Raw genomic sequence first — 26152 nt, forward strand, 5'->3', positions numbered from 1 at the left:
CCTGCGGGCTAGTCGAAAACCGTCACCGGCGTTTCAAGGACCAGGGTTAAGCGGCCGGCAAGATTCAGGACGGATCCTGAAGCCCGCGCGCCACCGCGGATTCGGGCACGGCCGCCTGGCCGATCGTGAACAGCGCGGCCCGGCCGTCGAGTTCGGGTTTGCCCAGATAGTCCTCTACGACCCGATAGTGGGGGCGCGGGGTGTAGTCGTCGAACATCAGGACGGCACTGACGCCAGCCGCATGAGCGCGCCGGGCGCTTTCGAGGGCGCAGGCGACCCGGTAGCGCCCGTCGACCAGCACCAGGTCGGGAAACGAACCCTCTTCCCATGGTGCCGAGACATAGCGCCAGGCCGCGCGCGGGCTGCGGAACAGGGGATAGCCCCATTCGCGGGTTATGCCCATGGGCACCACGATCTGCCGGACAGCACCCTGACCCAGCCGCGTGGCGACGGCGCGGGCGTAGTAACGGTCATTCTCCACGCTGACCGCGGGAATACCGGCCCGATCGACCAGCACCGTGCTGCCACCGGAGCCGAACTCCACGTACCGCCGGGCACGCGCCAGTTCGCGCTTGAACCGGGCCACCCCGGCCTCATCCATCAGCGGCTCGTCACCCGGGGGACCGAAGCCCTGAATGCGCTGGACATAGAGGAACCTGGCCAGGTTGATCAGGCTCTGCAGCTTGCCGTTCATGCTCGGTATCCCGGTCCGGTGACTGTCTGCGGCCCTACTCGCACCGCGCTGGAGGGTTCCCTAACAGAAACCGCTTAGGGGCCAAGCGGGGCGCCGACACCGTCCGCTTTCAGGACAACGGCGCCTTACTGACCCAGCAAGCCCTTGAGCACCCCGCCGAGCGCCCCGGCCGGATTGTCGCGCAGGCGGCCCTCTTCGTTGCCGATGTAGCGGAAGATGCCGTTGAGTGCCTGTTCGGTCACCGATCCGCCGATCCGGTCGCGAGTCAGTCCGGCGGTCTGCAACAGGGACGAGCGGGCCGAGAGGCGGTCCAGCTCCTGCAGCGCGCCGACCGAGGCAAGGCCCTTGTCGACGAGCGGACGCAACCTGAGCCCCAGGTCGGTCCCGGCCGTGCTGCGCAGGTATTGCGTGGCCCCGTCACGGCGGGTGGCGATGCCGGGCACGTCGGCCAGGCTGAGCCGGCCGATGGCGCTGCGGAAGATCGGCTTGGCCTCGCGCGCGGCGGCGCCCGCGGCATCGTTGAGCTTGCGCACCAGGTTGTCGGTCAGGCCCAGTTGCTGCCCTTTGTCGAGCAGGCCCAGAAGAGTCCCACCCAGTCCGCCGCTGGCACCACCGGCGGCCTTGCCGACCAGCGGCAGGGCAATCCGCACCGCCGGATCGTTGTAGAAGGCTCCGGGCTGGCCGAGCGCATCGAGCGAGGAGTCCGAGGCCCGGCCGAGCAGATCGCGCAGGCCCGGGCCCAGCGCCTTCGCGCCCGGTCCGGCGGCGCGCAGCGGGCCGGCCAGTCCCAGCGCTGCCGCCACACCGAGGGAGGCCAGAATCGTCCGACGATCAAGGTGTTGGTCAGTTTCGGACCCGTGCATCGTGCCTCTCCCGCTGGCTTTGCCGCACTGTGGCACGAAGCGGGGGCGCGACCAATCGGCGAAACGCTTGTTTACCCGTGCCCGGCCAGGAACCCGGGGCTGGCCCCATGGGCAGGCGCCGGTTTTGCACTGGCTTTGGCGGGACGGCTGGCTAGGATCGCCGCCATGACCATGCCCCGCGCCCCGATCGCCGCCCTGCTTGTCCCGCTGCTGCTGGCCGGTTGTGCCGGCACCCCGCCGCCGGTCGCCGTGGCGCCCCCCGCCCCGCCCGCCGCACCGGCGCCGGTAGCTCCCCCCGCTCCCGCCCCCGCCCCGGCGCCGCTCGCCGAGCTGGTCCGGCAGGTCGACATTCCGTTCGAGACCTTCACCCTGGCCAACGGGCTGACCGTGGTGGTCCACACCGATCGCAAGGCGCCGATTGTCGGCGTCACCACCTATTACCGCGTCGGGGCCAAGCACGAGCCGCGCGGCAAGACGGGCTTCGCCCACCTGTACGAGCACCTGTTCTTCGGCGGGTCCGAGAACGTGCCCAACTTCGACATCCCGCTGGAGGCCGCCGGATCGACCGCCACCAACGGATCGACCGACTATGACCGCACCAACTATGTCGAGACCGTGCCCAAGGGCGCGCTCGAGCGGGCGCTGATGATGGAGAGCGACCGGATGGGGCACCTGCTCGGCGCGGTGACCCAGGACAAGCTCAACAAACAGCGCGGCGTGGTCCAGAACGAGAAGCGCCAGGGTGACAACCAGCCCTATGGCCTGACCGAATATGCGATCGGCGACGGGCTGTTCCCGGTCGGCCACCCCTATCGCCATTCGGTGATCGGATCGATGGCCGATCTCGATGCGGCGAGCCTGGCCGACGTGCGCCAGTGGTTCCGGGACAACTACGCGCCCAACAACGTGGTCCTGGCGCTGACCGGGGATGTCGACGTGGCGACCGCGCGGCCGCTGGTCGAAAAGTGGTTCGGCGCCATTCCCCGCGGCCCGGCCGTGGTGACGCGCCCGGCGGCCCCGGTCACCCTGCCCGCCCCGGTGCGCCGGGTGATGGCCGATCAGGTGCCGACCACCCGGCTCTACCGGGTGTGGAGCGCCCCGGGGCTCAACGATCCCCAGGCCGTGGCCCTGGCCGTGGGCATGGACATCCTCGGCGGGCTGGCCAGCTCGCGGCTGGACAATGCCCTGGTGCGCGGCAGCCAGCAGGCGGTCAGCGTCTCGGCCATGGCCCGCCTAAACGAGCAGGTCAGCCAGCTCATGGCGGTGATGGACGTGAAGCCCGGGACCGATCCCGCCGCTGCCGAGGCCGCCTTCACCGGGGTGATCGACCGGCTGGTGAGCGAGGGGCCGAGCGAGGATGAGGTGCGGCGATCCGCCACGCGCCTGACCAGCGCGCAGATCGCCGCGCTGGAGCAGGTCGGCGGGTTCTATGGCAAGGGCGGGACCCTGGCCGAGGGCGCGCTCTATTCGGGCAATCCGGCCAAGTACAAGGAGGATATGGCCGCGCTGGCCGCGCTGACCCCGCAGAGCGTCAAGGCCGCTCTCCAGCAATGGCTCGGCCGCCCGGCCTTCACCCTGGCCGTGGTGCCCGGCGAGCGGACCGAACGCGGCGAGCAGATGGGCGGCTGGGGTGACGAGACGCCCGCCGCCAAGGCCCCGCGCAAGCCCCGGCCGGCAGCCATGCCCGCGCTCAAGCCGGGGCCGAAGCGCGCCCTGCCCGATATCGCCCCGGTGGGCGAACTGGCCTTCCCCGCGGTGGAGCGGGTCACCCTGTCGAACGGCATCCGCGTCACCCTGGCGCGGCGCACCGCCGTGCCCAAGGTGCTGGTCAGCCTGAACTTCGACGCCGGGACCAGCGCCGACCGGCTCGACGCGCCCGGCACCCAGGCCACCATGCTGGCCGTGCTCGACGAAGGCACGACCACCCGCAGCGCCACCGCCATCGCCGAGGAGCAGGAGCGGCTCGGCGCCTCGATCAGCGCCCAGGCCGGGCTCGATTCCAGCGTGGTCCTGCTCGATGCGCTGACCGCCAACCTCGCCCCCTCGCTCGCGCTGATGACCGATCTGGTGCGCAACCCGCGCTTTGCCCCGGAGGACGTGGCACGGGTGCGCGACCAGCGTCTGGCCCAACTGGCCCAGACCGAGGCGAGCCCGGGGGCGCGGGCGATGCGGGTCATGGCGCCGGTCCTGTTCGGCGCGCAGCATCCCTATGGCCTGCCGGGCGACGGACTGGGAACGCGCGAAGCCCTGGCGGCACTCACCCCCGACGCGCTGCGCCGGGCCCATGCCACCTGGTTCCGTCCCGACCTGGCGCGGATCACCGTGGTCGGCGATGTCACCATGGCCCAGCTCCAGCCGCTGCTCGAACAGGCCTTCGGAAGCTGGGCGGCGCCCGCCACCCCGGCTCCGGCCAAGCCGATGGACGCCGCCCTGCCCGCCGCCCACCCGCGCATCCTCCTGGTGGATCGGCCCAACTCGCCGCAGTCCTTCATCCTGGGCGGCAAGGTCCTGCCCCTCACCGGCCGCGATACCGACAAGGAAGCGCTGGAGCTGGCCAACGAGGTGCTGGGGGACGGCTTCCTCTCACGGCTCAACATTGACCTGCGCGAGGACAAGGGCTGGTCCTATGGCGTCCGTTCGCAGATCACCAGCCCGGTCGGTCCGCGCACGCTGATGGTCTCGGCCCCGGTCCAGTCCGACCGCACCGGCGATTCGCTGAAGCTGCTGCTGGCCGACATGAAGGCCCTGCCCGCCCAGCGCGGGGTCGAGCCGGCCGAGCTGGCCCGGGTGACCGACGGGAACATCCGCGGCCTGCCCAACCGGTTCGAAACGAACATGGCCGTGCTCCAGGCGGTGATCCAGAACGACCGGCTCGGCCGCCCCGACGATTACCAGCGCAGCCTGCCGGAGCGCTATCGCCGGATCGACGCCGCCGCGCTCAATCAGGCCGCCGCCACCTGGCTCCAGCCCGAGGGTCTGGTCTTCGTGGTGGTCGGCGATCGCAAGGTGGTCGAACCCCAGCTCAAGGGCCTGCCCCTGCCGGTCGAGATCGTCCCGGCGGGCTCCCCCGCACCCTGAACCCAACCCCATTCCGCCGAACCAAAAGGAGAGACCATGTCCGCCAACGGCACCTGGAACGTCACTGTGCAGACCCCGATGGGGGCACAGTCCGGCACGATTTCGGTCACGATCGAAGGCAGCGCCTTCAGCGGCGCGTTCACCAGCCCGATGATGGGCACCCTGCCGGTCGAGAACGGGCAGATCGACGGCGACCAGTTGACCTGGACCATGGCCATGACCAGCCCGATGCCGATGAAGCTGGACGGGGAGGCCACGGTCAGCGGCGACACCATGACCGGCAAGGTCAAGGCCGGGGTGTTCGGATCGATGGCGCTCAGCGGGACCCGCGCCTGAACCGCGGACGCGCATACGAATACCTCCTGCCCGTGCCGTCCATTCTCGCCTAACCCGTCCGGTGCGGCCCCGCGAAGGGCCGGATCAGGGAGACGAGAGCATGGGCAGGACGGTGCGCACGGTTCGGATGGCGATCATGGGCGGGGCTCTCGCCGCGGTGACCCTCACCGCAACCGCCTCGGCCGCACAATCGCCTGCCGCACCTGCTACCGCCGCTGGGCAACCCTTGCCGCTGGCCGAGGGCGTCAGCGCTGTGCGCCATCCGGCATGGGCCGGGCAGGCCACCATCTATGAGGTCAACATCCGGCAGTACACGCCGGAAGGCACGTTCCGCGCGTTCGAGACACACCTGCCCCGCCTGCGCCGGATGGGCGTCGACGTGCTGTGGATCATGCCGATCCAGCCGATCAGCCGGAAGGAGCGCAAGGGCTCGCTGGGATCGTACTACGCGGTCAGTGACTATCTGGCGGTCAATCCCGAGTATGGGACGCTGGAGGATTTTCGCCACCTGGTCGATGCCGCCCATGCCCAGGGCTTCAAGGTGATCCTCGACTGGGTGGCGAACCACACCGGCTGGGACCACGTCTGGGTGGACCAGCACCCTGACTGGTACAAGCGCAACGCCGCCGGGGAGCTGGAAGGCTACAATTACACCGATCTCAGCACCGGCAAGAAAGAGGTCTGGTCCGACGTGATCGGGCTGGACTACGGCAAGCCCGCGGTGCGCGCGGCGATGATCGAGGCCATGTCCTATTGGGTGCGGACCACCGGGATCGACGGGTTCCGCTGCGATGTGGCCTGGACCCTGCCGGTCGATTTCTGGGACGAGGCCCGCGCCCGGCTCGACGCGATCAAGCCGATGTTCCTGCTGGCCGAGGCCGACACGCCCGACCTGCACCTGCGCGCCTTCGACATGACCTATGACTGGGTGCTGTTCCACCTGCTGGTCAAGGTGGCGCGCGGCGAGGCCGATGCCCGCGATCTGGCCGCACTCTACACCGCGCCCAAGCGCCGCTACCCGGCCGGCGCCTACCGCATGACCTTCACCAGCAACCACGACGAGAACTCGTGGAACGGCACCGACCGCGAGCTCTATGGCGAAGGCGCCAATGCCATGGCCGTGCTCGCCGCGACCCTGCCGGGCATGCCGCTGGTCTATGGCGGGCAGGAGGCTGGGCTCGACCGGCGGCTGAAGTTCTTCGACCGCGATCCGATGACCTGGCCCGCGCCCGGTCAGCCGCTGCCGCGTGCCGCCTTGTACACCCGCTTGCTGGCGCTCAAGCACGCCCACCCCGCCCTCGCCAGCGGGATCGAGCCGGGCAACCTCGAGATCCTCGACACCGGCACCCCCAACGTCTTCGCCTTCCGCCGGATCAAGGGCAAGGACCGCGTCACCGTGGCGGTCAACCTGCGGGGAACCTCAGCGAAGATGACCCTGGCCGGGCGGCCTTTGGCGCTCAAACCGTGGGGCTGGTCAATCATGACGGGCGGCGGACGCTAGGCCGCCAGCCGGCGCGATCATATCCGCGCTTCGTCCATGATCCGGCGCGCCTCCTCCTGTCCGGCATCGAAGTAGTGGAGCGCGGGGGCGGTGAAGTTGATCGCGTGGACCGCGTCCCCGATGATTGCCAGCCGCACCAGGCCACGGGACGGCAGCGCATCTTCGGACAGACTGAAGCGATAGCGGATTTCCACCGCGGGCAGCCCGGCCAGCTTGGCCGGCGATGCCTGCTCGATGACGAAGACCGTCGCCCCCGAGCCGGCTCGGAAACCACTTTCGAACAGGTCGACCAGATCGATCAGCGCGAATTGCGGGGGAAGGACGCCCCCCACTCCCCGTCGACGGTGGCGCTCGCGATAGAGCGGCTCGCCGGACCGGGTAACCGTCACCTCGAGCAGGTTGAGTTCGAAACCGTCGTGCGTCCAGGCCACACCCCGCGCCGTGCTGCCCGTTTGCGCGTTCCACGCCGTCGGCGGGGTCAGCTTGAGCTGACCCACCACCACCGTCTGGCCGGCCGGGACCAAGGTCCAGCCCGCCAGCGCCGGGCTCGCCGTGACCAGGCCTGCCAAGGCCAGGGTCCTGACGATCCACAAAAGCCCGCAATGCCGGACCCGACGCATCACGGTCCGCTGTCCAGCAGGTTGCGGATCAGCGGGGCGTCCGCGGCCGAGGGGGCCAGGGTCAGGTAGGAGGCCAGAGCAGCCTTGCCGGCCGCGTTGCCGCGCCTGAGCTGCACCAGCCCCAGTCCGCGCCAGGCCTCGGGCGGGGCCCGCCCGGCGGCGATCGCCTGGCCGAACAGCTCCTCTGCGGTGACGAGGTCGCGCGGATGTCCCCGCAGACGGAAAAGATCGCCCCGCAACGTCAGCAGGGCGCCGGACCAGCCCAGCGCCTCGCCACGCGATCGCAGGACATAGTCGGCAACGGCAAAGTCCCGCCCGCGCACCAGCGCTGCGAACAGCAACGGCAGCTCCGGTTCCGTGGCCGCGGCATACTCCGCCCCACCATCCAGGCCGCGCGACCCGACACGCAGCTCTTCCGCCGCGAACATGGCCATGCGCTGCCCATCCGCGGGATGATCGTCGGCCAGCGAGGTGATGTCGTGACGAACGCGGCGCAGCCCCTTCTCGCGCCGCAGCGCGTCGTCCTCCTCGATCGCGCGGCGCCACACCGCGGCCATGGCGAGCCGGAACCGCGAGCCTTCGACCAACCGCGCCGCCAGGGCATCGGCCTCGCCCTCCTGTCCCCGGGTGAAGGCGATCAGCCCGATCTGCAGCTCTTGGCGCACCGCACCGGTGCGCACCGCGGTGAGCACGCCCAGCAGCGAGATCCAGGCTGACCAGTTTCCCGCCGACCGCTGGCGCAGGGCCCCGGCCAGGCTGTGCCTGCGCTCAAAATGGGCGAATTCGTGCCCCAGCACGCCCGCCAGCTCGGCCTGTGAATGAAGCCTTGCGAGCAGCCCCGTGTAGATGACGGTCATCCCATTGGGTGCCATGAAGGCGTTGAACCGACTGTCCGCGACGATGTAGCACCGCAGCGCGCCACAGCGATCGGCACCGACCGTGTCGCACAAGACCTGGCGCACGAAGGCATTGAGCCCCGGGTCGCGGACGACGCCGGGCGACTGGCCGAGATCGCGTTCGAATTCGTCGAGGTCCATCCAGAGCCCGCGCTCGTCCACCCCCTGCGGCTCATAGGCGCCGGCATAGGGCGGTCGGACAAAGGGTCCCGCAGCAGCCCCATCCGCTGGCCCGGCCGCCAGGCCGATACCGCCCAGCCAAGCCAGCAAGCCCATGCCGCGACCGAAAAGGCTCCCGATCATGGCGATCCCTCCCTGGTGGGCGGGACCGACGCTGCGCCGGCCTGGGGCATCTGCTCCAGCAGTTGCCCCACGCGCCGGCGCATGCCTTCGGCGGTTCGGACATCACCACCCATCGCCTGATCGGCGCGGAGCCAGACCAGATCGCCGCTTCGCAGGTCCACCAGCCCGGCGAACCCCCGATGCAATCCCGAGGTGATGCTCAGCCCGACCAGCCCGGCCGCCGCGATCTGGAACAGCTTCCGTCCGGTGGACCCATAGGCGTCACGCAGGTCGACGAAGAGCGCATAGCGCGCGCCGGTCAACGCCGCGATGCGCTGCGTCCCGGGGCCGAGCGTCCACGCGAACGGCGCATGCCTGTGCGTGGGCAGGCGGTTGCCGCGAAAGAACTGATAAGTCATCGCCGCCCGGGCGACCGTGGCGAACAGCGCCCGATAGCCGGCCAACAGCGTCCCATCGGCGCCGGTCACCTCAGGCTCGGCCACCAGCTTGCGTCCCAGGAGGGCTTCGCGCTGCTGCAGTTCGGCCGCGAGCAGGGCGCGAGCGGTGTCGGTCCATTCGGCATTGGGTTCGGGCGTCCCACCGGTTGACTGAGCGCCAACCCAGACCGTGGGCCGGATCAGCACGATGGCCTCACCCTGCAGGTCGGCGGCGGAAAAGTCCGCCCGGATGCCCACGCTTTCCTGCGCCGCCAGGGGCGCTGCACCCAGTGCAGCCACGGCCAGTCCGGTGATCCACCACGTGCCCATCGGCATCCCCGCGCAAGGCGGCGACCCGATCGTCAGACTACACCCGGATCAATCCCGAGGACCATTCCCCTGTGGGGTTAGCGGCCTACCCCAGTTGCTTCTTCAGCAGCTCGTTGACCACCTGGGGATTAGCCTTGCCCTGCATGGCCTTCATCGTCTGGCCGACGAAGAACCCGAACAGCGCTTCCTTGCCGGCCTTGTACTGTTCAACCTTGTCGGCATTGTCGGCGAGGACCTTGGCCACCACGGCCTCGATCGCGCCGGTGTCGCTTTCCTGCTTCAGCCCGTCGCGCTCGACGATGGCCGCGGCGCCGTCGCCGCTTTCCAGCATCTTCTCGAACACCTGCTTGGCGATCGTGCCCGAAATCGTGCCGTCGGCCACCAGCGCCAGCAGCTCGGCCGCCTGCGCCGGGCTGACCGGGCTGTCCTCGAGGCTGCGGCCCAGCCGGTTGAGTGCGCCGAACAGTTCGGAGGTCAGCCAGTTGGCGGCCTGCTTGGCGACCGCCTCCTCGCCCTTGCCCTGCTTGGTCGCGGTTTCGGCCAGCAGCGCCTCGAACCAGCGCGCGGTCTCGACCTCGGCGGTGAGCACGCCGGCCACATAGGGGGTCAGGCCCAGCGCGGTCTCATAGCGCTTGCGCTTGGCGTCGGGCAGTTCGGGCAGGCTGGCGCGGCAGGCTTCGACGAAGGCGTCGTCCAGTTCCAGCGGCAGCAGGTCCGGATCGGGGAAATAGCGATAGTCGTGCGCATCTTCCTTGCTGCGCATCGAACGGGTCGTGCCGGTGTCGGGATCGAACAGGCGGGTTTCCTGCACCACCTTGCCGCCGCTCTCCAGCACATCGACCTGACGGCTCGCCTCGTGCTCGATCGCCTGCATGACGAAGCGCACCGAGTTCACATTCTTGGTCTCGGTCCGGGTGCCGAATTCGGCCCCCGGCTTGCGCACGCTGACGTTCACGTCGGCGCGCATCGAGCCTTCCTCCATGTTGCCGTCGCACGAACCGACATAGCGCAGGATCGCCCGCAGCTTGCGCAGGTAGGCCCCGGCTTCGGCGGGCGAGCGCATGTCCGGGCGGCTGACGATCTCCATCAGCGCCACGCCGGACCGGTTCAGGTCGACATAGGACATGGTCGGGTGCTGATCGTGCATCAGCTTGCCTGCGTCCTGCTCGACGTGGATCCGCTCGATCCCGATGCGCTTGACCTCGGCATCGGGATTCTTGTCATCCAGGCTGATGTCGATGTGCCCCTCGCCCACCAGCGGGTGATAGAGCTGGCTGATCTGGTAGCCCTGCGGCAGATCGGCATAGAAATAGTTCTTGCGATCGAACCGCGACCACTTGTTGATCTGGGCATCGATGGCCAGGCCGGTGCGCACCGCCTGGCGGATGCATTCCTTGTTCGGCACCGGCAGCATGCCCGGCATGGCCGCATCGACCAGGCTGACCTGGGCGTTGGGCTCGGCCCCGAAAGCGGTCGCCGCGCCCGAGAACAGCTTGGACTTGGATACGACCTGCGCGTGGACCTCAAGGCCGATCACGACCTCCCACTCGCCCGTGGCGCCCTGGATACGATACGCGGATTCCGTCATGTTCATTCACCGTTCGTGTCGAGCGCAGTCGAGACACCTGCGCTGGCCCGTCCGTCTCTCAATTTCGCTCGAGACGAACGGAGGAAGGAGATCACCACCACTTGGCGGGCTTGGCCGTGAATCCCGCACGTTGCTCCAGCGCCAGCCCCGCGTTGAGCACGCCCTGCTCGTCGAAGGCCTGGCCGATCACCTGCAGGCCGAGCGGCAGGCCCTGGCGGTCGAGCCCGGCGGGGACCGACATGGCGGGCAGGCCGGCGAGGCTGGCCGGGACCGAGAACACGTCGTTGAGGTACATGGCCAGCGGATCGTCGCTCTTCTCGCCCAGGGCAAAGGCCGCGGTCGGCGCGGTGGGCGCGAGGATCACGTCGCAATGCTGGAAGGCCAGCTCGAAATCGCGCGCGATCAGGGCGCGGACCTTCTGCGCCTGGGTGTAGTAGGCGTCATAGAACCCGGCCGAGAGCACGTAGGTGCCGATCATGATGCGGCGCTTGACCTCGGGCCCGAAGCCCGCAGCGCGGGTCGCGGCGTACATGTCCTGCAGCCCCGCCCCATCCGGCAGGTCGCGCAGGCCATAGCGCACGCCATCATAGCGCGCGAGGTTGGACGAGGCTTCAGCCGGGGCGATGATGTAGTAGGTCGGCAGCGCGTACTTGGTGTGGGGGAGCGAGACCTCGACGATCTCGGCGCCCGCGTCCTTGAGCCAGGCGATGCCATCGTCCCAGGACTTCGCGACGTCCGGATCCATCCCGTCGAGCCGGTATTCGCGCGGAATGCCCACCCGCTTGCCGGCCATGCTGGGGTTCAGCCCCGCTTCCCATTCGGGCACGGGCAGGTCGAGGCTGGTCGAATCCTTGGGATCGAACCCGGCCATGGCCTCCAGCATGATCGCGCAGTCCTGCACCGATCGCGCCATCGGGCCGGCCTGGTCGAGCGACGAGGCGAAGGCGACCACGCCCCAGCGCGAGCAGCGGCCGTAGGTGGGCTTGATCCCGGCGATCCCGGTGAAGGCGGCGGGCTGGCGGATCGACCCGCCGGTGTCGGTCCCCGTCGCCGCCGGGCAGAGCCGCGCGGCGATGGCGGCGGACGAGCCGCCCGACGAGCCGCCCGGCGCCAGCGGCGCCGTGTCGTTCGGACGCCGCCAGGGCGAGATCACATTGCCGAAGGCGCTGGTCTCGTTCGACGATCCCATCGCGAACTGATCGAGGTTGAGCTTGCCCAGCATGCCCGCCCCGGCGTTCCACAGGTTCTGGCTGACCGTGCTCTCGTACTCGGGGGTGAAGCCCGCCAGGATCTTGCTGGCGGCCGTGGTCTGCACGCCCTTGGTGGCGAACAGGTCCTTCATGCCGATCGGCACGCCGGCCATCTTGCCGAGCGCCTGGCCCGCCGCCCGCGCCGCATCGACCCGGCGCGCGGCATCGAGCGCGGCATCCGGCGTGGTGACGATGAAGGCGTTGAGCGCCGGCTGCGCGGCGGCGACGGCGGCGTTGAACGCCTCGGCCACCTCCACCGCGGTGAAGGTCCCGGCGGCGACGCCGTTGCGGATGTCGGCAATGCCAAGGTCGGTCAGGTCGGTCATAAATCGTCACCCTGAACTTGTTTCAGGGTCCATTCTGCCTGGAGGCACAGGCCCCGCATGGACACACTGAGTCTTTGTTTCTGGATCCTGAAACGGTCGCGGCTCAAACTTGGTTTGAGCCGCTGTTCAGGATGATCGAGCAAAAATGCATGCATTTTTACTCGATCACCTTCGGCACGCCGAAGAAGCCGTGCTCGGGCGCGGGGGCATTGGCCAGGACGGCATCGCGGATGCCGCCGTCGGTCACCGCATCGTCGCGCAGGCGCAACTGGTTGGGGATCACCGCGGTCATCGGCTCGACCCCGGTCACGTCGACCTCGCCCAGTTGTTCGACCCAGGCGAGGATGCCGTTGAGTTCGGGGACCATGGCCGCGACCTCGGCGTCGCTCACCTTGATCCGGGCGAGCGAGGCGATCTTGGCAACGGTGGCGGTATCGACCGACATGGGGCGTCAGACCTTTTGAAAGACAGGGACGATCAGGGCTGCGGCAGCGCCTGCGGAGCGGCCCCGCCCGCGGCACCGGCGGCACCGCCCTGCTGCTGGGCCTGCAGCATCTGCATCAGTTGGCGCTGCTGCTCGAACTGCTGGCGGCTCATCACGCCGAGCACCTCGATGTCGAAATAGAGGTCGGAATTGGCCGGGATCGGACCGACCGCCTTGTCGCCATAAGCGAGCTTGGCCGGGATCACGACCTTGTACTTGCCGCCCGCCTGCATCTGCTGCAGCGCCTGCGAGAAGCCGGGCACCACCTCGCGCACGGCGAGCGGGGCCTTGCCCTGGTCGAACACCTTCCCGTCAGCCAGGCGGCCGGTGTAGTCGATCAGCGCCACGTCATCGGCGGTCGCGGTCGGGCCATTGCCGGCCTTCAGCGCCTTGACCGAGACCAGCGGGGGCATCGCCGCCCAGGCCACGCCGCCGGCCACCGCCACGGCGGCGGCCAGACCCAGCCAGAGCTTGCCGAGCGAGCCCTTCGCCAGGGGCTGGAGCGGAACGCGGGTGATCTCGGTCATCGATTCGTCCTCAAGGTGCAATGGACCGCGCACAGCAAAAAGGGCGCGGAAAAATCCGCGCCCTCTTGGCGGAAAGCCGCGGCCGAAACAAGTCCGGCCAGCGCGCTTTTCTTTACTTCGCCCCGTCGCGCTCGGCGCGCTTGCGCTCAAGCTTGCGGGCGCGGCGCACGGCGGCAGCCTTTTCGCGGGCGCGCTTTTCCGAGGGCTTTTCGTAGTGACGGCGCAGCTTCATCTCGCGGTACACGCCCTCACGCTGCAGCTTCTTCTTGAGCGCACGGAGAGCCTGATCGACATTGTTGTCGCGAACGAGAATTTGCATAAACCGACACACCTCAACAGATCGGAAGGCGAGAACCCCGCTGGTTCAGCGCGCGGGGGAGCACCTTGTGAATGCCAATACAAACCGCCCCGAATCCTCGCGGGACCGGTTCGAAGAAGCGGGCCGTTAGCAGGGGAGTCGGTCCTTGGCAAGCACGCGCGCCGGGAGAAATGGCCAAGCCACGCCAAGAAAGTGGCATCTTGGGCAAAGCCTCGCTAAGGGCCGGCAGATGAATTCCACTCCCTCCTTCGCCCTGTCCTCCCTGCTGGTCGCCTCGGGCGGCGCGGCCGGAGCCTGGCTGCGCTACCTCACCGGGCGCGCCTGGCTGCTGGCCGGGCCCGCCGCCAGCACGGCCTTCCCCTGGGCGACGCTCACCGCCAACGTGCTGGGGAGCCTGGCCATGGGCCTGCTGGTCGGGCTCCTCGCCCGCCACGGCCAGGGGGGCGAAGGGTGGCGCCTGCTGCTCGGGGTCGGCGTGCTGGGGGGCTACACCACCTTCTCGTCCTTCGCGCTGGAGTTCGCCCTGTTCGTCGAGCGTGGCGCCCTCGGTCTGGCGGCGCTTTATGTCGGGCTGTCCCTGGTGGCCGGCTTTGCCGCACTGTTTGCGGGCCTGTGGCTGACACGCTGGCTGGCGACGGGAACGCTGGCATGAGCGCGCGCGGCCCTCACCCCGGCAACGCGGACCAGGTCCGCCAGTTCACCGTCCAGCCCGATGACGAGGGCGTCCGGCTTGACCGCTGGTTCAAGCGCCACCTGCCCCAGGTCGGCTTCGCCACCGTCTCGCGCTGGGCGCGCACCGGGCAGATCCGGGTCGACGGCAAGCGCGCCGATCCGGCCGACCGGCTCAGCGCCGGACAGGTCCTGCGCGTCCCGCCGGGCGGCAACGAGGCGAGCAAGTCGGGCACCCGCCCCAAGCGCGAGCTGACCGAGGACCAGATCGCGCTGGCCGATTCGATGGTGATCCACCGCGACCGTTCGGCCATCGTGCTGAACAAGCCGCCGGGCCTCGCCACCCAGGGCGGCAGCGGCACTTACGAACATGTCGACGGCCTGCTGGACGCCTATGTCCAGGACGGGCCGCGCCCGCGCCTGGTCCACCGGCTCGACAAGGACACCTCGGGCGTGCTGCTGATCGCGGCGACCCCGGGCAGTGCGGCCTTCTTCTCCAGGCGGTTCTCGGGCCGTTCGGCGCGCAAGATCTACTGGGCGCTGGTGGTCGGCGTGCCCTCGATCGGCGATGGCCTGATCGAACTGCCGCTGGCCAAGCAGCCCGGGACCGGCGGCGAGAAGATGATGGTCGACGAAAGCGAGCACGGCCAGCCCGCCCGCACCCGCTACCGCGTGGTCGACCGCGCCGGCAACCGGGCCTGCTGGGTCGAGCTGCAGCCGCTGACCGGCCGCACCCACCAGCTCCGCGTGCACATGGCGGCGATCGGCCACCCGATCGTGGGTGACGGCAAGTACGGCGGGCAGGAGGCGTTCCTGTCGGGCTCGATCAGCCGCAAGATGCACCTTCACGCGCGCCGCCTGCTGATCGAGCACCCGGACGGCGCCCCGCTGGACGTCACCGCCGAGCTGCCCGAACACTTTGCCAATTCGATGGCCCAGCTCGGTTTCGACGAGGCGCTCGGCGCGGACCTGCCCGAGGCGCCGAGAATGCCCGAGCGCGAGGCGAAGAAGGCCGCCGCCAAGGCCCATGCCAAGCAGTACCGCAAGGAGCGGCGGGGCGAACGCCGCAAGCGCGCCGACGGCGGCGGAGCCACGGCCCGCCCGCCAAGCGGGCAGCGCGCCCGCTCCGGCCCGCCGAAGCCACCTGCAAAGTCCGCCGGGGCGAAATCCGGTGGGGCCAAGCCCGGCGGGACCAAGCCTGCAGCCAGACCCGGGACCAAACCCCCGGCGAAGTCCGGCCCCCGCCCCGGCGCCAAACCGGCCGGTCGTCCTGCTCCGCGCCAGCCCGGTCCGAAGTCCCGCTGATGCACCCGGCCGCCTCATTCCGCCACGACGACCGGGCCCTGCTTGAGGCGCTGGTGGCCGAGGTCGGGTTCGGGATGGTCTTCCTGACCACCCCGGACGGCCCCCGCGTGGCCCATGTGCCGCTGCTCTCGACCGGGGACGGGGCGATCCAGTTCCACCTCTCGCGCGGCAATGCCCTGACGCGCTGGCTCGACGGGGCCCAGGCGCTCGCCGTGGTCAACGGCCCCGATGCCTATGTCTCGCCGGTGTGGTATGAGGATCAGGGCCAGGTGCCGACCTGGAACTATGTGGCGGTCGAGATGGAAGGGCGCGTCCGGCGGATGAGCGAAGAGGGGCTGCACGGTCTGCTGGAAACGGTCTCGGCCCGGCACGAGGCGCGCGTCAATCCATCCGCGCCCTGGACGATGGACAAGGTGCCCCCGGCCAGCATGGCCCGGCTGATGGGCGGGATCGTCGGCTTCGAGCTGGAGGTCGAGGTCTGGCGCTCCACCTTCAAGCTGTCGCAGAACAAGTCCGCCGAGGATCGCGCCCGCGTGGCGGCCGGGCTGGTCGACAGCGGCGCCCCGGCGCTGGCCGAGCTGATGCGGACCCTGGTGCCGTGACCGCGCCGGAAACAACGAGCGCGGGCCCGAACCGCCTGGTGGTGTTCGATTGCGATGGCACGCTGGTCGATGGCCAGGGCGCGGTGATTTCGGCGATGGAGGTGGCCTTCGCCCAATACGGCCTGGCCGCTCCGGAAGCCAGCCTGATCCGCCGCTCGGTCGGCCTGTCCCTGCCCCAGGCGGTGCGGCGCCTCGCTCCGGACAGCGACGATGATGCGGTACGCGAGATCGTGGGCGCCTACAAGGCGGCCTTCCGCGCCGCCCGCGCCGCCGGAGAGTTGTCCGAACCGCTGTTCACCGGCATGGCCGAGCTGCTGGGCGCCCTGGTGGATGCGGGCTACGCCCTGGGCGTCGCCACCGGCAAGTCCGACCGCGGGCTGGAGCATTGCCTGGACACGCACGGCATCGCCCACCTGTTCACCACCCTGCAGACCGCCGACCGGCACCCTTCGAAGCCCCACCCGGCCATGCTGCAGGCCGCGCTCGACGATGCCCTCGCCCGGCCCGAGCACGCCGTGATGATCGGCGACACCGCGTATGACATGCTGATGGCCGCCGAGGCCGGCGTGCGTGCCGTGGGCGTGGCCTGGGGCTATCACGAGGCCGAGGAACTGATCGAGGCCGGGGCCGAATATGTTGCCGGCACCGTTGCCGACCTGAGGACCTACCTGCTGCCATGAGCGAGACCAACCCGACCGGCACGCCAGCCTCCGACGGGGCAAAGGACCCGGCCAAGGCGCGCTTCATCGCCATCACCCTGATCCGCATGAGCGGGGCCGTGATGGTCCTGCTCGGCATCCTGATCACCGAGCGCAAGCTCAACCTGCCGTGGATCGTCGGGGTGGTGTTCGCCGTGGTCGGGTTCTTCGATGTCTTCGTGATGCCGCGGGTGCTGGCGCGCCGCTGGAAGACGAGGAACTGAGCGGGGCGTGGGTTTGGACAGGGTCGAATAAGGGTTTGTGCCGGTTCACTCGTGCCTTGCCTTTGCGACATTGGTAGGAGGAGGAGGAAATCGTGTCCGTTAACCGCCTGACCAAATCGCTCTTTTCTCAAGCAAAAGGGTCAAAAAGCAAGACGCTTTGCGCGCTTTTGTCAATTGCAACCTGCTTCGCAATTACTCACTATTCATATGCGCATGAGGAAAGAATCGATACCCCCTCAAAAGACCTCGTTCTTGCGGTGCAATGCGTGGAAGAGCGTAGCACTGGCATAGATTTGGGCGATTACATAATTAAAGTCAGATCAAACTCCGATGAGATCTTTCTCAGACTGATTTACGTTGGAAACAGCTTGGGCCATGACAGTCTGTACATTGTCAAACGCAAGGACCACAGTTGCACGGTGAGTAGTAGCCAGTGATTTAGCCAATCTCCGCTGGTACGATACCGCGCGTCAGCTTGCCGCTCACGTCGGCCGTTTACTCCGTCGCTGAATTGATCCACTTGGCGCGGCATCAAGACCCTCCCCTCCCCGTTCGTGTCGAGCGCAGTCGAGACACGCCTTTCGACCGCGCTCGACACGAACGGGGCGAGTTCTCGAGATCGTTCAGGATTCCTATTCCGATGAAGCGCTTCTACCAGGACGTTGCCGTAGCATCCCAGGACGGCGGCTGGCGCGTCATGCTCGATGGCCGTCCGATCAAGTCGGTCGGCGGGCGGGCGCAGGTCGTCCCCACCCGGGCCCTGGCCGAACGGCTCGCCGAAGAATGGGCCGCGCAGGGCGAGACGATCGATCCCGCCCGGTTCGTTTACCGCGACATGACCGATTTCGCGATCGACGTGGTCGGCCCCGACCGCAACCAGGCGATCGGCGAGCTGCTGCCTTACGGCGAGACCGACACGCTGTGCTACCGCGCGGAAGCGGGCGACAGCCAGCGGCGCGAACAGGACCTGGTCTGGGAACCCCTGCTGCAGGCCGCCGAGGCGCGCCACGGGCTGGCGTTCGAGCGGATCGACGGCGTGATCCACCGTCCGCAGCCCGCCGCCACCATGGCCCGGCTGAACGCGCTGCTCGCCACCCGCGATGACTTTGCCCTGGCCGCACTGCGCAACCTGGCAGGCCTTGCCGCCTCGTTGGTGATCGGGCTGGCCGCGCTGGAGGACGACGCCGATCCCGAAGCGCTGTGGACCGCCGCCAATCTCGAGGAAGACTGGCAGGCCGACCGCTGGGGCCACGACGCCGAGGCCGAGGCCCGGCGCGAGAAGCGGCGCAAGGCCTTCCTGGCGGCGGCGGACTTCGCGCGGTTGGCGCGGGGCTGAACGCGCGCCCGCGCTGACAGTCGTCACACGGTCAGGGTCAGTGGGCCCAGGCCGAGAACCGCGACCAACAGAGCCAGGGCGATGGCCGGCACCCTGGCGATCTTGCGGCGGTGCGCCCGTTGCCCGGCATCGCTCGCCGGCAGGTTGAGCAGCAGGAAAACCGACGCAACGACCGTACTGGCCAGGGCAAAGGTCAGCAGGTCCACCAGGCTGTTCAGCAAGAACGAAGGCCGGGGATGACGGATCGCCACGCACAGGCCGATGCTCACTGCGGCACAACCGGCCAGGGCCAGCCAGGTCCACGCCTTGCCGCGATGGTACAGGACCAGGATGCCAGCGCCATACAGGGTGCATAGCGCAGCCGTGACGTGCGAAATCATGTCCAGGGTCAGGCCCTGCGACCGAGCGAACGCACTGGACAGGCTCAGCACAAGGGGGAGTGTGGCAAGATACCAGTGGGGCATCTTCCGGTCTTCGCCGACAGTCACCTGTTCGTTCCCTCCTGCTTCGGCCGATCAGCCTAATCTTCTTCCACCAGCACGATATGCGGCCAGCGCCCCACCATGTGCCGGGCCCAGGTCAGCGGCCAGCCGGGAATGACCTCCTCGTCGAGGTAAGGCAGCCGGTCGCCCTGGCGATCGTAGACGTGGATCTCGGTCGCATCGCCCTGCGAGACGTAGCGGATCCGGGCGATCTGCTCGGGCGCGATGCGGCCTTCGTCGCCGGGATGCCTGGCCGTGCGGTTCTGCCACCAGACCAGTTCGTCCGTGGCGGGATCGAGCATGATCCCGCGCTGCGGGTTCGCCAGGAGGGGGCCAAGCGCCATGGCGACGACGCCCAGCCCCATCACCCCGCCCAGAGGCACCAGCCAGGGCGCGCACTCGCCACTGTCGTTACAGTTGGTGGCCGGCTCGATGGTGAAGCCGCCATAGACGAAGACCGCGCCGACCAGCAGCATCATCCAGAAGCGCAGGTCGCGGCGCGCGCTGCGCGTGCCGAACAGGGGATCGGAACGGAACCAGGCCATGCCCCGGGCTTAGCGCCAAAGCGTCAACAGCCGGTCAACACCCCGTTCGCACGAGCGCCGCGGCACCGGCCGGGCTTACCCGATCCAGTCGGCCACCTCGCCGGCCACGGCATTGGCCGCCGCGTTGAGCGCCGGGCCGACCGTCTCCGCATCCGCACGGGCCACCGGTACCCGGCTTTCGAAGCGGCGGGTGGCCAGCTTGCCGCTCTCGCTGCGAACCGCGTCATAGCGCACCACCACGGCATGGCTGCCGGCGTCATAGCCCATGGCCAGCAGGCGGCCGGTGAGACGACGCTGGCTCAGCGCGGCGCGATCATCGGCCGCGAACACCAGCTGCTTGCCGCGGGCGCGGATCGTCTCGGCCAGCAGGGCACCGAACAGCCGCGCCGGACGCTCCACCCACAGCGCGTCCTTCAGGTAGGCCACGTTGCTGGGATCGACCGTGACGGCCACCCGCTGCACCGCCAGGGTCCGATCGACCTCGGGATCGTAGACCACCAGCGCATCCTCGCCCTTGCCGCTGGACCCGTTGCCGGGGGCCAGCGCCTGGCTGGCGGTCAGGGTCAGCAGCGAGGCCGGGGGCTTGCCGGCACCCAGGCGGATGCAGCCGCCCAGCGCCAGGGCCAGGGTGGCGGCGACCAGCAGGGCGGTCGCGCGGCGGCGGCCGGGCAGAGGCCGGTTCGAATGCGGATGCAAGATCGGGCTCCTCATGGCTTGTAGTCCGGCAGCTTCGACTTGCCGATCAGGGCCCCGGCGCCCTGATCGTCGATCTTCTGGGTGATCTCGCGCAGCGCCCGCGAGGTTTCGCGCAGGTCGCGGATCGCCGCCTCGGCCGCCGGCAGGGTTGTGGTCGACAGCTCGCGCGCGGCGGGGCGCGCTTCGGTGACCGTGGCGTTGAGCGCATCGGCGGCCTGCTTGGCCGAGGCCAGGGTTTCGCGCAACTGGCGGGCGAGCGGCTGGCCTTCGTTGGTCAGCAGGCCGTTGGCGCTGTTCGCGGTCTGCTCGAAGGCGGCCAGGGTGGTGCTGGCCTGGCCCAGGGTGACCTGCAGTTCGGCCAGGGTCCGCTGCAACTGGGGCGAGGCATCGGCCAGGTTGCCGGTCAGCCGGTCGGTGTTGCTGAGGATGTTCTCGATCGATTTCTGGTTCTGGTCCGACAGCAGCAGGGTCAGCCGCTCGGACAGGGTGGCGAGCCGTTCGAGCAGGAGCGGCGCGTTGTTGAGCAGCGCGCCCAGCCCGCCGCGCTTGGTCGGGATCACCGGTGCGCCCTCCGGCCCGGGCTCGGTGATCGGCGGCGCGCCCTTGACCGCGCCTTCCAACTGGATCGTCGACACCCCGGTGAAGCTGCCCAGGATCGTCGCCGTGGTGCCCTGCAGGATCGGCACGCCATCGTTCACCTTGATCCGTACCCGCACGAAGCTGGGATCGCGCGGCCACAGCTCGATGGTCTCGATCTGCCCGGCGGGCACACCCGCGAAGGTCACCTGCGAGCCCTTGGCGAGGCCGTCGACCGACTGCTTGAAGAAGATGTCGTAGGCGTCCTGGTTGCCTTCGTTGAGCCGGGCGATCCAGATGACGAAGGCCGCCACCAGCGTGAGCAGCGCCAGCGTGACGACGCCGACCCAGACATGATTGGCCCTGGTTTCCATTGCCTGGTGCTATGCTCCCCCTGGGGCGGACTTGTCCACCGTGTCGGCTGCCTGGCGCGGGGTGGCGGCCAGGGCCTCCCCTGCCCCGCCCCCCGCAGCGCCCGTCCGGCGGGCCCGGCTGTCGCGCGCGGCGCGGCCGCGCGGGCCGTTGAAGTATTCCTGGATCCACGGATGATCGGTGGCCAGCAGTTCCGGAATGGTGCCCACCGCGATCACCCGCTTGTCGGCCAGCACGGCCACCCGGTCGCAGATCTCGTACAGGGTGTCGAGATCGTGCGTGATCAGGAACACGGTCAGCCCCAGCGTTTCCTGCAGCGCGCGGGTCAGCCGGTCGAAGGCGGCGGCGCCGATCGGGTCGAGCCCGGCGGTCGGCTCGTCGAGGAACAGCAGCTCGGGATCCAGCGCCAGCGCCCGGGCCAGGCCGGCGCGCTTCTTCATCCCGCCCGACAGCTCGGCCGGATACTTGCCCACCGCCTCTTCCGGCAGGCCCGACAGCATCACCTTGTAGGCCGCGATCTCGTGCAGCAGATCGTCGCCCAGCTCCGGATAGAACTCGCGCAGGGGAACCTCGACGTTCTCGCCCACGGTCAGGGTGGAGAACAGGGCGCCACCCTGGAACAGCACGCCCCAGCGCGCGCGGATATCGATATCGTCGTCGTCCTGGGCATCGGTGATCGATCGGCCGAGCACGGTGATCGATCCGCTCTCGGGCACCTGCAGCCCGATGATCGAGCGCATCAGCACCGACTTGCCCGTGCCCGAGCCTCCCACCACGCCCAGGATCTCGCCGCGCCGCACGGTCAGCGACAGGCCCTCGTGGATGGCATGGTCGCCGAACCGGTTGACCAGGTTCTCGATCACGATCGGGTCCGGGCTGGCAGCATGGGTCATCGGCTCAGCCCCAGCCGATCTTGGTGAAGAACACCGCGAAGAAGGCGTCGAGCACGATGACCATGAAGATCGCCTGGACCACGGCCAGGGTGGTGCGCATGCCCACTTCCTCGGCGTTGGCCTTCACCTGGATGCCCTGGTAGCACCCGGCGAGGGCGATGATCGCCCCGAAGAACGGCGCCTTGACCAGCCCGACCCACAGGTCGCGGATCGGCACGACCTCCTGGATGCGCAGCAGGAAGGTGAGGAAGGGAATGCCCAGCGCCAGGTCCGAGATCGCCGCCCCGCCGATGATCGCCAGGATGGCGGCATAGAACCCCAGCAGCGGCATCATCAGCACCGCCGCGAGCACCCGCGGGACCACCAGCACGATCAGCGGCGAGACCCCGATCGTGCGCATCGCGTCGACCTCTTCGGTCAGCTTCATGGTCCCGATCTGCGCGGCGAAGGCCGATCCCGAGCGGCCCGCCACCATGATCGCGGTCATCAGCACGCCCAGCTCGCGCATGGCGAGGCGGCCGGTCAGGTTGACGGTATAGACCTCGGCCCCGAACTGCTGCAACTGCACCGCGCCCTGCTGGGCGATGACGATCCCGACCAGGAAGCTCATCAGCCCGATGATCCCCAGGGCCGAGACCCCGACCAGTTCGAGCTGGCGCACCAGCGCCTTGCCCCGCAGCATCCGCGGGTTGCGCAGGATGTGGCCGAGCGCCAGGATCAACTGACCGAGGAAACCGACCACCCCCAGGGTGCCCTGCCACCAACTGACCACCAGATCGCCGACCGCGGCCGGGACCCGTTCGGCCATTTCGGCGCGCGGGGCATGGACATCGACTTCGGCCTCGGCCCGGCTGACCGCCTCGATCAGCCGCTGCGCCTCGGCGCTGGCCCCGGTGATCGGGGCCTGGGCATCGCGGGCCAGGCGCCACGCGATCCAGGCGCCGACCGTGTCGATCGCCGTGACGGCCGACAGATCGACCGCCGCAACCGGCTGGTCAAGCGCGCGCAACTGCCGGTCGAGCGGCCCGACCGTCGCCACCGTCAACGGCCCGGCCAGCGCGATCGCGCCATCGTCGCGGGTGGAGAATTCGGCCGGTTGCCTCATCGGACCCTGTTCATGCGGGAAAAGCGGGACCGCGACAAGGGCGGCAATCGCATGCCCGGCCCGACCCCCGCGTTCCGCCGAACTTGCGCCAGCCCGGCCACGCTGGCATGGCGCCGGCCATGACCGCGCCTGACCAGACCCCCGCCGAGACGCTCGACAAGACCTTCGATCCCGCCGCCATCGAGGCGCGCTGGTATGCCCATTGGGAAAGCCACGGCCTGTTCCGCCCCGAACGCCCGCAGGCCCAGCCCTTCACCATCGTCAATCCGCCCCCGAATGTGACGGGCTCGCTGCACATCGGCCATGCCCTGGACAACACCCTGCAGGACATTCTGATCCGCTATGAGCGGCTGCGCGGCAAGGATGCGCTGTGGGTGGTCGGCACCGACCATGCCGGGATTGCCACGCAGATGGTGGTCGAACGCCAGCTCGAGGCGCGGCAGGACAAGCGCACCAACTACTCGCGCGAGGACTTCATCGCCAAGGTGTGGGAATGGAAGGCCGAAAGCGGCGGCACCATCACCCGCCAGTTGCGCCGCCTGGGCTGCTCGATGGACTGGTCGCGCGAGCAGTTCACGATGGACCCGCACTTCACCACGGCCGTGGTCAAGGTCTTTGTCGACCTCTACAACCAGGGCCTGATCTACCGCGACAAGCGGCTGGTCAACTGGGACCCCAAGCTCAAGACCGCGATTTCGGACCTCGAGGTGGAAACCCGCGAGGTGAAGGGCGGGTTCTGGCACTTCCGCTATCCGCTGGCCGACGGCGTCACCCGAGCCGACGGGCTCGACTATATCGAGGTCGCCACCACCCGGCCCGAGACGATGCTGGCCGATATGTGCGTGGCCGTGCATCCGGAAGACGCGCGCTATGCCAGCGTGATCGGCCAGGAGATCCTCCAGCCGCTCACCGGCCGGCGGCTGCGCATCGTCGCCGACGAGCATGCCGATCCCGAACTCGGCTCGGGCGCGGTGAAGATCACCCCGGGCCACGATTTCAACGACTTCGAAGTGGGCAAGCGCGCCGGGATCAAGCCGGCCGAGATGCTCAACATGTTCGATGCCGAAGCCAGGGTGGTCCAGACCGCCGACGGGCTGGTGCCCGCCAAGTACCTCGGCCTGGACCGCTTCGATGCGCGGACGGAAATCGTGGCCGACATGAAGGCCGCCGGCTGCCTGATCCCGCACGTGATGAAGGACAAGGAGGGCAACGAGAGCCTCCACGACGCCGAACCGCGCACGATCCAGACCCCCTTCGGCGATCGCGGCGGCGTGGTGATCGAACCGTGGCTGACCGACCAGTGGTATGTCGATGCCGAGAAGCTGGCCGTGGCCCCGCTGGAAGCGGTGCGCAGCGGCGCGATCGAAATCGTCCCCAAGACCTGGGAAAAGACCTTCTTCAACTGGATGGAGAACATCCAGCCGTGGTGCGTCTCGCGCCAGCTGTGGTGGGGGCACCGGATTCCGGCGTGGTATGCCGAGGATGGTTCTGTCTATGTCGCCGAGACGGAAGAGCAGGCGCAGGCCCTGGCGGGCAACAGGCCGCTGACCCGCGACGAGGACGTCCTCGACACCTGGTTCTCCTCCGCCCTCTGGCCCTTCGCCACGCTGGGCTGGCCGGACGACAGCGCGCTGGTCCGCCGCCACTACCCCAACGATGTGCTGATCTCGGGCTTCGACATCCTGTTCTTCTGGGATGCGCGCATGGCCATGCAGGGCCTTCATTTCATGAAGGATGTGCCCTGGAAGAAGCTCTACCTCCACGGGCTGGTGCGCGCCGCGGATGGGCAGAAGATGTCCAAGTCCAAGGGCAACGTGGTCGATCCGCTCGGCCTGATCGACCAGTACGGGGCGGACGCCCTGCGCTTCTTCATGGCGGCGATGGAAAGCCAGGGCCGCGACGTGAAGATGGATGAGAAGCGGGTCGAGGGCTATCGCAACTTCGCCACCAAGCTGTGGAACGCCGCGCGGTTCTGCCAGAGCAATGGCGTCACCGGCAGCCGCTCGGTCTCTGCCCCGGCCGCGACCAGCGCGGTCAACCGCTGGATCGTCGGCGAGGTGGTGGAAACGGTCGCCGCGCTCGATTCCGCGCTGGCCGACCTGCGCTTCGACGCCGCCGCCAACACGATCTACCACTTCGTCTGGGACCAGTTCTGCGACTGGTACATCGAACTGGTCAAAGGCAGCTTCGATGAGGAAACCCGCGCGGTGGCGGGCTGGGTGCTCGACCAGATCCTGGTCATGCTCCACCCGTTCATGCCCTTCATCACCGAAGAGCTGTGGAACAAGCTGGGCGAGCGTCCCCATGAGCTGATCGTGGCGCAATGGCCCGCCCCGCAGGCCGCGGTCGATCCGGCGGCCAAGGCCGAGGTGGAATGGCTGATCGCGCTGATCGGCAACCTGCGCACCGCCAAGAACGAACTGGGCATCGCCCCCGGCGCCCGGCTCGACGCCTACCTGCCCGAGGCCAGCGCGGCCACGCGCGGGATCATCGAACGCAACCCCGGCGCGATCGACCGCCTGGCGCGCCTGAGCGCCATCCGCTTCGAACCGGCCCCGGCCGGTGCGGCCATGCAGGTGGGCGCGGGCGATGCCAACATCGTGATCCCGCTGGAGGGCGTGATCGACATCGCGGCCGAGAAGACCCGGCTCGAAAAGGCCCTGGCCGCGGCGGAAAAGGAGGCAAAGTCGCTCGACGGCCGCCTCTCGAACCCCGCCTTCGTCGAAAAGGCCAAGCCCGAAGCGGTCGAAAAGGCCCGCGCCGACCACGCGATGCACGCGGCCGAGGCGGAACGGCTGAAGGCGGCGCTGGCGCGGCTGGGGTGATCGTCTAACACTGCGGCCCATCGGCCCCCTCCGTCAGTCGCCTTGGGCGCCTGCCACCTCCCCCGTTGTGCTGCGCAAAACGGGGGAGGATCTCACCATGGATCCTCCCCCGTTTCATCCGTAGGATGCAACGGGGGAGCAACCGTCTTGTTACGCGGCCCATGTCTGTTGATTTTTGATCATGGCGTTGAGTGTTGCGATTAGCTTTCGCATTATGGCGACGAGGATGACCTTTGGCGGTTTTCCGGCGTCGGCGAGGCGTTGTCTGAAGGCCTTCATGGCCGGGTTGTGTT

General features: G+C 69.0%; 26 protein-coding genes. 10 read left to right on the plus strand and 16 right to left on the minus strand.

Annotated features, from left to right (window positions below; translation table 11 throughout):
• Positions 1 to 64: 64 nt before the first annotated feature.
• The gene (locus H7F49_RS10950; RefSeq protein ID WP_185683642.1) at positions 65 to 694 is read right to left on the minus strand and encodes a hypothetical protein; all 630 of its coding nucleotides are present in this window, start codon (positions 692 to 694) and stop codon (positions 65 to 67) included.
• A gap of 125 nt (positions 695 to 819) precedes the next feature.
• Complete coding sequence (locus H7F49_RS10955) at positions 820 to 1497, minus strand: DUF4197 family protein (protein WP_328806677.1); 678 nt, start codon at positions 1495 to 1497, stop codon at positions 820 to 822.
• Between the two features lie 225 nt (positions 1498 to 1722).
• Between H7F49_RS10955 and H7F49_RS10960 the strand changes: the two genes are divergently transcribed.
• The 3 genes from H7F49_RS10960 to H7F49_RS10970 all read left to right on the plus strand — a co-directional run bounded on the left by H7F49_RS10960 (position 1723) and on the right by H7F49_RS10970 (position 6472).
• Positions 1723 to 4635 (plus strand): M16 family metallopeptidase, encoded by a 2913-nt coding sequence (locus H7F49_RS10960; RefSeq protein ID WP_214647767.1) that lies wholly within the window; start codon positions 1723 to 1725, stop codon positions 4633 to 4635.
• 36 nt (positions 4636 to 4671) lie between these two features.
• The gene (locus H7F49_RS10965; RefSeq protein WP_185683644.1) at positions 4672 to 4971 is read left to right on the plus strand and encodes a hypothetical protein; all 300 of its coding nucleotides are present in this window, start codon (positions 4672 to 4674) and stop codon (positions 4969 to 4971) included.
• 100 nt (positions 4972 to 5071) lie between these two features.
• Positions 5072 to 6472: an alpha-amylase family glycosyl hydrolase gene (locus H7F49_RS10970; protein WP_185683645.1), complete on the plus strand. Its 1401-nt coding sequence runs from the start codon at positions 5072 to 5074 to the stop codon at positions 6470 to 6472.
• Positions 6473 to 6489: 17 nt separating this feature from the next.
• Here the strand turns inward: H7F49_RS10970 and H7F49_RS10975 are convergent, their stop codons facing one another.
• The 8 genes from H7F49_RS10975 to rpsU form a co-directional block, all read right to left on the minus strand.
• Positions 6490 to 7041 (minus strand): hypothetical protein, encoded by a 552-nt coding sequence (locus H7F49_RS10975; RefSeq protein WP_185683646.1) that lies wholly within the window; start codon positions 7039 to 7041, stop codon positions 6490 to 6492.
• 50 nt (positions 7042 to 7091) lie between these two features.
• Positions 7092 to 8291, minus strand: coding sequence for a M48 family metallopeptidase (locus H7F49_RS10980; RefSeq protein WP_185683647.1), 1200 nt, complete (start codon positions 8289 to 8291; stop codon positions 7092 to 7094).
• A complete protein-coding gene (locus H7F49_RS10985) occupies positions 8288 to 9043 on the minus strand; it encodes a hypothetical protein (RefSeq protein ID WP_185683648.1) in 756 nt (251 codons plus the stop codon). Before H7F49_RS10985 ends, H7F49_RS10980 begins: the two co-directional genes overlap by 4 nt.
• 79 nt (positions 9044 to 9122) lie before the next feature.
• On the minus strand, positions 9123 to 10625 hold the full coding sequence (gene gatB / locus H7F49_RS10990; protein ID WP_185683649.1) for an Asp-tRNA(Asn)/Glu-tRNA(Gln) amidotransferase subunit GatB: 1503 nt from the start codon (positions 10623 to 10625) through the stop codon (positions 9123 to 9125).
• A gap of 91 nt (positions 10626 to 10716) precedes the next feature.
• Entirely contained in the window at positions 10717 to 12201 is a 1485-nt protein-coding gene (gene gatA, locus H7F49_RS10995) for an Asp-tRNA(Asn)/Glu-tRNA(Gln) amidotransferase subunit GatA (RefSeq protein ID WP_185683650.1), read from the minus strand.
• Between the two features lie 157 nt (positions 12202 to 12358).
• Entirely contained in the window at positions 12359 to 12646 is a 288-nt protein-coding gene (gene gatC / locus H7F49_RS11000; protein WP_185683651.1) for an Asp-tRNA(Asn)/Glu-tRNA(Gln) amidotransferase subunit GatC, read from the minus strand.
• Positions 12647 to 12678: 32 nt separating this feature from the next.
• Positions 12679 to 13212: an FKBP-type peptidyl-prolyl cis-trans isomerase gene (locus H7F49_RS11005; protein ID WP_185683652.1), complete on the minus strand. Its 534-nt coding sequence runs from the start codon at positions 13210 to 13212 to the stop codon at positions 12679 to 12681.
• Positions 13213 to 13324: 112 nt separating this feature from the next.
• Entirely contained in the window at positions 13325 to 13531 is a 207-nt protein-coding gene (rpsU, locus tag H7F49_RS11010) for a 30S ribosomal protein S21 (RefSeq protein WP_008070684.1), read from the minus strand.
• Positions 13532 to 13760: 229 nt separating this feature from the next.
• On the opposite strand from rpsU, the gene H7F49_RS11015 reads away from it, so the two are divergent.
• The 6 genes from H7F49_RS11015 to H7F49_RS11040 all read left to right on the plus strand — a co-directional run bounded on the left by H7F49_RS11015 (position 13761) and on the right by H7F49_RS11040 (position 18365).
• Positions 13761 to 14183 carry a fluoride efflux transporter FluC gene (locus H7F49_RS11015; protein WP_185683653.1) on the plus strand — a complete coding sequence of 141 codons (423 nt, stop codon included), beginning with the start codon at positions 13761 to 13763 and terminating at the stop codon, positions 14181 to 14183.
• On the plus strand, positions 14180 to 15505 hold the full coding sequence (locus H7F49_RS11020; protein WP_185683654.1) for an RluA family pseudouridine synthase: 1326 nt from the start codon (positions 14180 to 14182) through the stop codon (positions 15503 to 15505). Before H7F49_RS11015 ends, H7F49_RS11020 begins: the two co-directional genes overlap by 4 nt.
• Positions 15505 to 16107 carry an FMN-binding negative transcriptional regulator gene (locus tag H7F49_RS11025; RefSeq protein ID WP_185683655.1) on the plus strand — a complete coding sequence of 201 codons (603 nt, stop codon included), beginning with the start codon at positions 15505 to 15507 and terminating at the stop codon, positions 16105 to 16107. The genes H7F49_RS11020 and H7F49_RS11025 overlap by 1 nt, the downstream gene beginning before the upstream one ends.
• On the plus strand, positions 16104 to 16787 hold the full coding sequence (locus tag H7F49_RS11030; RefSeq protein WP_185683656.1) for an HAD-IA family hydrolase: 684 nt from the start codon (positions 16104 to 16106) through the stop codon (positions 16785 to 16787). The genes H7F49_RS11025 and H7F49_RS11030 overlap by 4 nt, the downstream gene beginning before the upstream one ends.
• Positions 16784 to 17029 carry a hypothetical protein gene (locus tag H7F49_RS11035; RefSeq protein WP_185683657.1) on the plus strand — a complete coding sequence of 82 codons (246 nt, stop codon included), beginning with the start codon at positions 16784 to 16786 and terminating at the stop codon, positions 17027 to 17029. Before H7F49_RS11030 ends, H7F49_RS11035 begins: the two co-directional genes overlap by 4 nt.
• Positions 17030 to 17669: 640 nt before the next feature.
• Positions 17670 to 18365, plus strand: a complete 696-nt coding sequence (locus tag H7F49_RS11040; RefSeq protein WP_185683658.1) for an ATP12 family chaperone protein — start codon at positions 17670 to 17672, stop codon at positions 18363 to 18365.
• A gap of 23 nt (positions 18366 to 18388) precedes the next feature.
• Here H7F49_RS11040 and H7F49_RS11045 read toward each other — a convergent pair whose 3' ends face one another.
• The 6 genes from H7F49_RS11045 to H7F49_RS11070 form a co-directional block, all read right to left on the minus strand.
• Positions 18389 to 18853, minus strand: a complete 465-nt coding sequence (locus H7F49_RS11045) for a hypothetical protein (protein ID WP_185683659.1) — start codon at positions 18851 to 18853, stop codon at positions 18389 to 18391.
• Positions 18854 to 18885: 32 nt separating this feature from the next.
• Positions 18886 to 19392 carry a hypothetical protein gene (locus tag H7F49_RS11050; protein WP_185683660.1) on the minus strand — a complete coding sequence of 169 codons (507 nt, stop codon included), beginning with the start codon at positions 19390 to 19392 and terminating at the stop codon, positions 18886 to 18888.
• Between the two features lie 75 nt (positions 19393 to 19467).
• The gene (locus H7F49_RS11055; RefSeq protein ID WP_185683661.1) at positions 19468 to 20103 is read right to left on the minus strand and encodes an ABC-type transport auxiliary lipoprotein family protein; all 636 of its coding nucleotides are present in this window, start codon (positions 20101 to 20103) and stop codon (positions 19468 to 19470) included.
• On the minus strand, positions 20100 to 21038 hold the full coding sequence (locus tag H7F49_RS11060) for an MlaD family protein (protein WP_185683662.1): 939 nt from the start codon (positions 21036 to 21038) through the stop codon (positions 20100 to 20102). The genes H7F49_RS11055 and H7F49_RS11060 overlap by 4 nt, the downstream gene beginning before the upstream one ends.
• Before the next feature lie 9 nt (positions 21039 to 21047).
• Entirely contained in the window at positions 21048 to 21929 is an 882-nt protein-coding gene (locus H7F49_RS11065; protein ID WP_185683663.1) for an ABC transporter ATP-binding protein, read from the minus strand.
• Between the two features lie 4 nt (positions 21930 to 21933).
• Complete coding sequence (locus tag H7F49_RS11070) at positions 21934 to 23034, minus strand: ABC transporter permease (protein WP_185683664.1); 1101 nt, start codon at positions 23032 to 23034, stop codon at positions 21934 to 21936.
• Positions 23035 to 23153: 119 nt separating this feature from the next.
• Between H7F49_RS11070 and H7F49_RS11075 the strand changes: the two genes are divergently transcribed.
• A complete protein-coding gene (locus tag H7F49_RS11075) occupies positions 23154 to 25859 on the plus strand; it encodes a valine--tRNA ligase (RefSeq protein ID WP_235982093.1) in 2706 nt (901 codons plus the stop codon).
• The last annotated feature ends 293 nt before the right edge of the window (positions 25860 to 26152 follow it).

Source organism: Novosphingobium aerophilum, assembly GCF_014230305.1.
Lineage (GTDB): Bacteria > Pseudomonadota > Alphaproteobacteria > Sphingomonadales > Sphingomonadaceae > Novosphingobium > Novosphingobium aerophilum.

What these genes read in the sequence shown, in the direction of transcription:
- H7F49_RS11060 (WP_185683662.1), bottom strand. Translation starts at nt 21,038, where the DNA reads ATGGAAACCAGGGCCAATCATGTCTGGGTCGGCGTCGTCACGCTGGCG.
- H7F49_RS10980 (WP_185683647.1), bottom strand. Translation starts at nt 8,291, where the DNA reads ATGATCGGGAGCCTTTTCGGTCGCGGCATGGGCTTGCTGGCTTGGCTG.
- H7F49_RS11065 (WP_185683663.1), bottom strand. Translation starts at nt 21,929, where the DNA reads ATGACCCATGCTGCCAGCCCGGACCCGATCGTGATCGAGAACCTGGTC.
- H7F49_RS11015 (WP_185683653.1), top strand. Translation starts at nt 13,761, where the DNA reads ATGAATTCCACTCCCTCCTTCGCCCTGTCCTCCCTGCTGGTCGCCTCG.
- H7F49_RS10950 (WP_185683642.1), bottom strand. Translation starts at nt 694, where the DNA reads ATGAACGGCAAGCTGCAGAGCCTGATCAACCTGGCCAGGTTCCTCTAT.
- H7F49_RS11040 (WP_185683658.1), top strand. Translation starts at nt 17,670, where the DNA reads ATGAAGCGCTTCTACCAGGACGTTGCCGTAGCATCCCAGGACGGCGGC.
- H7F49_RS10960 (WP_214647767.1), top strand. Translation starts at nt 1,723, where the DNA reads ATGACCATGCCCCGCGCCCCGATCGCCGCCCTGCTTGTCCCGCTGCTG.
- H7F49_RS10985 (WP_185683648.1), bottom strand. Translation starts at nt 9,043, where the DNA reads ATGCCGATGGGCACGTGGTGGATCACCGGACTGGCCGTGGCTGCACTG.
- H7F49_RS10970 (WP_185683645.1), top strand. Translation starts at nt 5,072, where the DNA reads ATGGGCAGGACGGTGCGCACGGTTCGGATGGCGATCATGGGCGGGGCT.
- rpsU (WP_008070684.1), bottom strand. Translation starts at nt 13,531, where the DNA reads ATGCAAATTCTCGTTCGCGACAACAATGTCGATCAGGCTCTCCGTGCG.
- gatA (WP_185683650.1), bottom strand. Translation starts at nt 12,201, where the DNA reads ATGACCGACCTGACCGACCTTGGCATTGCCGACATCCGCAACGGCGTC.
- H7F49_RS11035 (WP_185683657.1), top strand. Translation starts at nt 16,784, where the DNA reads ATGAGCGAGACCAACCCGACCGGCACGCCAGCCTCCGACGGGGCAAAG.
- H7F49_RS11005 (WP_185683652.1), bottom strand. Translation starts at nt 13,212, where the DNA reads ATGACCGAGATCACCCGCGTTCCGCTCCAGCCCCTGGCGAAGGGCTCG.
- H7F49_RS11055 (WP_185683661.1), bottom strand. Translation starts at nt 20,103, where the DNA reads ATGAGGAGCCCGATCTTGCATCCGCATTCGAACCGGCCTCTGCCCGGC.
- gatB (WP_185683649.1), bottom strand. Translation starts at nt 10,625, where the DNA reads ATGACGGAATCCGCGTATCGTATCCAGGGCGCCACGGGCGAGTGGGAG.
- H7F49_RS10965 (WP_185683644.1), top strand. Translation starts at nt 4,672, where the DNA reads ATGTCCGCCAACGGCACCTGGAACGTCACTGTGCAGACCCCGATGGGG.
- gatC (WP_185683651.1), bottom strand. Translation starts at nt 12,646, where the DNA reads ATGTCGGTCGATACCGCCACCGTTGCCAAGATCGCCTCGCTCGCCCGG.
- H7F49_RS11070 (WP_185683664.1), bottom strand. Translation starts at nt 23,034, where the DNA reads ATGAGGCAACCGGCCGAATTCTCCACCCGCGACGATGGCGCGATCGCG.
- H7F49_RS11025 (WP_185683655.1), top strand. Translation starts at nt 15,505, where the DNA reads ATGCACCCGGCCGCCTCATTCCGCCACGACGACCGGGCCCTGCTTGAG.
- H7F49_RS11020 (WP_185683654.1), top strand. Translation starts at nt 14,180, where the DNA reads ATGAGCGCGCGCGGCCCTCACCCCGGCAACGCGGACCAGGTCCGCCAG.
- H7F49_RS11075 (WP_235982093.1), top strand. Translation starts at nt 23,154, where the DNA reads ATGACCGCGCCTGACCAGACCCCCGCCGAGACGCTCGACAAGACCTTC.
- H7F49_RS11050 (WP_185683660.1), bottom strand. Translation starts at nt 19,392, where the DNA reads ATGGCCTGGTTCCGTTCCGATCCCCTGTTCGGCACGCGCAGCGCGCGC.